Origin of the sequence: Parvibaculum sp. (genome assembly GCF_040882025.1) — a bacterium.
Classification (GTDB): domain Bacteria; phylum Pseudomonadota; class Alphaproteobacteria; order Parvibaculales; family Parvibaculaceae; genus Parvibaculum.
This window is the reverse complement of the sequence record NZ_JBBECC010000145.1, coordinates 1-2,864: the sequence shown is the minus strand read 5'-3', so window position 1 is coordinate 2,864 and position 2,864 is coordinate 1. Positions and strand designations below refer to the sequence as shown.

The 2,864-nt window shown below is 64.9% G+C and carries 3 protein-coding genes and 1 pseudogene; 2 read left to right on the top strand and 2 right to left on the bottom strand.

Annotation, left to right across the window (positions count from 1 at the left end; genetic code table 11):
• Positions 1-1,028, top strand: a pseudogene (locus WEB61_RS10310) (DNA mismatch repair protein MutS); the annotation flags it as partial.
• Positions 1,025-1,441, top strand: coding sequence for an NUDIX hydrolase (locus WEB61_RS10305; protein WP_368064253.1), 417 nt, complete (start codon positions 1,025-1,027; stop codon positions 1,439-1,441). The pseudogene WEB61_RS10310 and the gene WEB61_RS10305, both read left to right, overlap by 4 nt.
• 12 nt (positions 1,442-1,453) lie before the next feature.
• Here the strand turns inward: WEB61_RS10305 and WEB61_RS10300 are convergent, their stop codons facing one another.
• Positions 1,454-2,185, bottom strand: coding sequence for a methyltransferase domain-containing protein (locus WEB61_RS10300; RefSeq protein WP_368064252.1), 732 nt, complete (start codon positions 2,183-2,185; stop codon positions 1,454-1,456).
• Positions 2,186-2,289: 104 nt separating this feature from the next.
• A complete protein-coding gene (locus WEB61_RS10295; RefSeq protein ID WP_368064251.1) occupies positions 2,290-2,619 on the bottom strand; it encodes a hypothetical protein in 330 nt (109 codons plus the stop codon).
• Positions 2,620-2,864: the final 245 nt, after the last annotated feature.

Here is a 2,864-nt window from a genome sequence, read left to right as displayed (position 1 = left end):
GCTATGCGCGCCCCCGCGTCGACGCAAGCCTCGCCTTCGACATCAAAGGCGGCCGCCACCCGGTCGTCGAAGCCGCGCTGGCGCGAACCGGCGAACAATTCGTGCCCAATGACTGCAACCTCTCGGCGGATGGCTCAAGCATGGAGCAAGGAGCCCGCAGGTCCGGTGATGAACCGGACCGCACTCAATCAAGCTCCCGCCGCGACGCGCCACACAGTGCCGAGCAAGGAGCGGCGTCCCGCCGCGAGGCACCACTTCAAAAGAGCATATGGCTCTTGACCGGCCCCAACATGGCCGGCAAATCGACCTTCCTGCGCCAGAACGCCTTGATCGCGGTGATGGCGCAGATGGGAAGTTTCGTGCCGGCGGAAGAGGCGCATATCGGCGTTGTCGACCGTCTCTTCTCCCGCGTCGGCGCCGCCGACGATCTGGCGCGCGGCCGCTCGACCTTCATGGTCGAAATGGTCGAGACGGCGGCGATCCTCAATCAGGCGGGCGAACACGCGCTGGTCATTCTCGACGAGATCGGTCGCGGCACCGCGACTTATGACGGTCTGTCGATCGCCTGGGCCGCCGTCGAACATCTGCACGAGGTCAACCGTTCGCGCGCGCTCTTCGCCACGCATTACCATGAACTGACGGCGCTCACCGAAAAACTGCCGCATCTCGCCAACGCCACCATGCGCGTGCGCGAATGGCAGGGCGATGTCGTTTTCCTGCATGAGGTGGGGCCGGGTGCGGCCGACCGTTCCTACGGCATCCAGGTGGCAAAGCTGGCGGGCCTGCCAGCGCCCGTCATCGCCCGCGCGCAAGCCGTCCTCGCCGCGCTCGAAAAAAGCGGTGAGGGGGCAAGGACCGCCAGACTGATCGACGATCTGCCGCTCTTCTCCGCGACGGCAAAACCATCTCCCGTGGTGAAGACAAGCGTCGCCGAAGAGGAACTGAAAAAACTCAACCCCGACGAGTTGTCGCCGAAGGAAGCGCTGGAACTTCTCTATCGGCTGCGGGCGCTTGTGGCGAAAGAATGAAACAGACCGCCGGCGCGCTTTTTTTCAGGCGAGGCCAGGTGCTTCTGGGCAGGCGCGCGCCGCACAAGAAAGCTTATCCGAATTGCTGGGACGTGATCGGCGGTCATGTGGAGGCGGGCGAGACGGTCGAGCAGGCGCTGGTTCGCGAGGCGAAGGAAGAGGTTGGCGTGACGCCGCTGCGATTCACGGCGATCGGACGTTTTCGCGAGCCGAATGCGGACCTGTACGGCGACGCGATGCATCATTTCTTCGCGGTGACCGAGTGGGCGGGCGGCGAACCCGAGCCGCTCGGCGACGAGCATACGGAAGTCCGCTGGTTCGATATCGCGGAAGCCTGCACGCTGGAAGGGTTGGCCGCCGCCGAATACCGGCCCTTGTTCAAGCGCCTGCTGCCGCTGCAAACAAAAGGCTGAGCGGAAAACCCCTCACTTCCGCGCGATATAGATACACTCGTCGCGCAACAGCCCCCACTTCGCTTCCTCCTCCGGCTTGCGCCGATAGGTCTCGACCGTAAAACCCGCCGCTTCGAGCTTCGCCGCGAAGTCGCGTGCGTAGAAGCGCTTGTGGTCGGTGCCGCCGAAATGCACGAAGCGCTCGTCCGGATCGGTGATGGCCGGGTTCTCGTAGGTCTCGTCGCGCGACAGGTTGATCGGCACCGAAAAGAAGCCGCAGCCGCCGGGCTTCAGCACACGGAACATTTCGCGCATCGCCGCCTTGTCGTCGTCGATATGCTCGAAGACATGGTTCGCGATTACGACGTCGAAAAAATTGTCCGGCCGGTCGATGGCCGTGATGTCGAGCCGGAATTTCGCGATCTTCGCGTAGAGGTCGGCGGGCTCGTAATCCGGGTTCCCCTTCATCGCCCGCATCAGCCACTTCTCCGGACCGAATTGCAGGATCTTTTTCGTCGCGAGGTCGATGCTGTGCTCGTCGAGATAGAGCTGCATCAGCCGGTGCCGTTCGCGCGAGCCGCAATTTGGGCAGCGCGAATCCCAGCGCGACGGCCGCCCCACCGAGAGAAAAATCCCGTGATAGCCGCAGACGGGGCAGGTGCGGTGGATTTTCTTCCGCGAAAACTGCACGCGGTCCTTCCACCAGCCTTGCAGCAGCCGGCTGAAGACTTTCCGTCGGTCGATCGCCGTTTGTTTGCCGCTCAAAGCCCGCTCGCTCAACTCTTGCCGCCTTCGCCATGGCTACCCTGCGATAGGAGGGCACAATGCCGACCTCTGAAAAGCCTTGTCAAGCAGCGAGCGGCCGGGCCTCAAAGCCTGTCGGGTTCCACCCCGATCTTCGCAAGCGCCTCCTCAAGCTCCGCCGCGCCCGCCGCCGCGTCGCCGCTTTCGCATTTCTCGACGCCGCTTCGATACAGCGCCCGCGCTTCATTGGCGTCGGGAAAGTCCTTGCGGTACTTGAAATCGAACTGGAACCGGTAGTTGAGCTCGTCGCAAAGGACCCCCATGTCGCGGTCCGGCGTCTGCGCGCGCGCGGCCGGCGAAACCGGAAGACCGGCGGCGATCAGCGCCGCGCCCAGCGCCGCGACAAGCACCGGGATAGGCGCGGCATCTTTCGGGAAGGTGACTGTCTTGCGCATGATGTTCCTCCTTGCCTGTCGGCCTGTCGCCCGGCGGGGGGGGGGACGGCAGCCCGGCAGCCGCCCCCGGACCTTGCATTGTCCCGTCCCGCGGCGGCGCTCAGGCTGCCGGTTCGACCAGCAGCGTGCGCAGCGCCTCGCGCAACTGGTCGGCGCCCTCCTCGGTGTTGCCCGCGCGGCAATTTTCGACGGCCGCTTCCTGCGCCGCGCGCGCCTCGTCCGCATAGGGCAGATCCGCCTTGAAC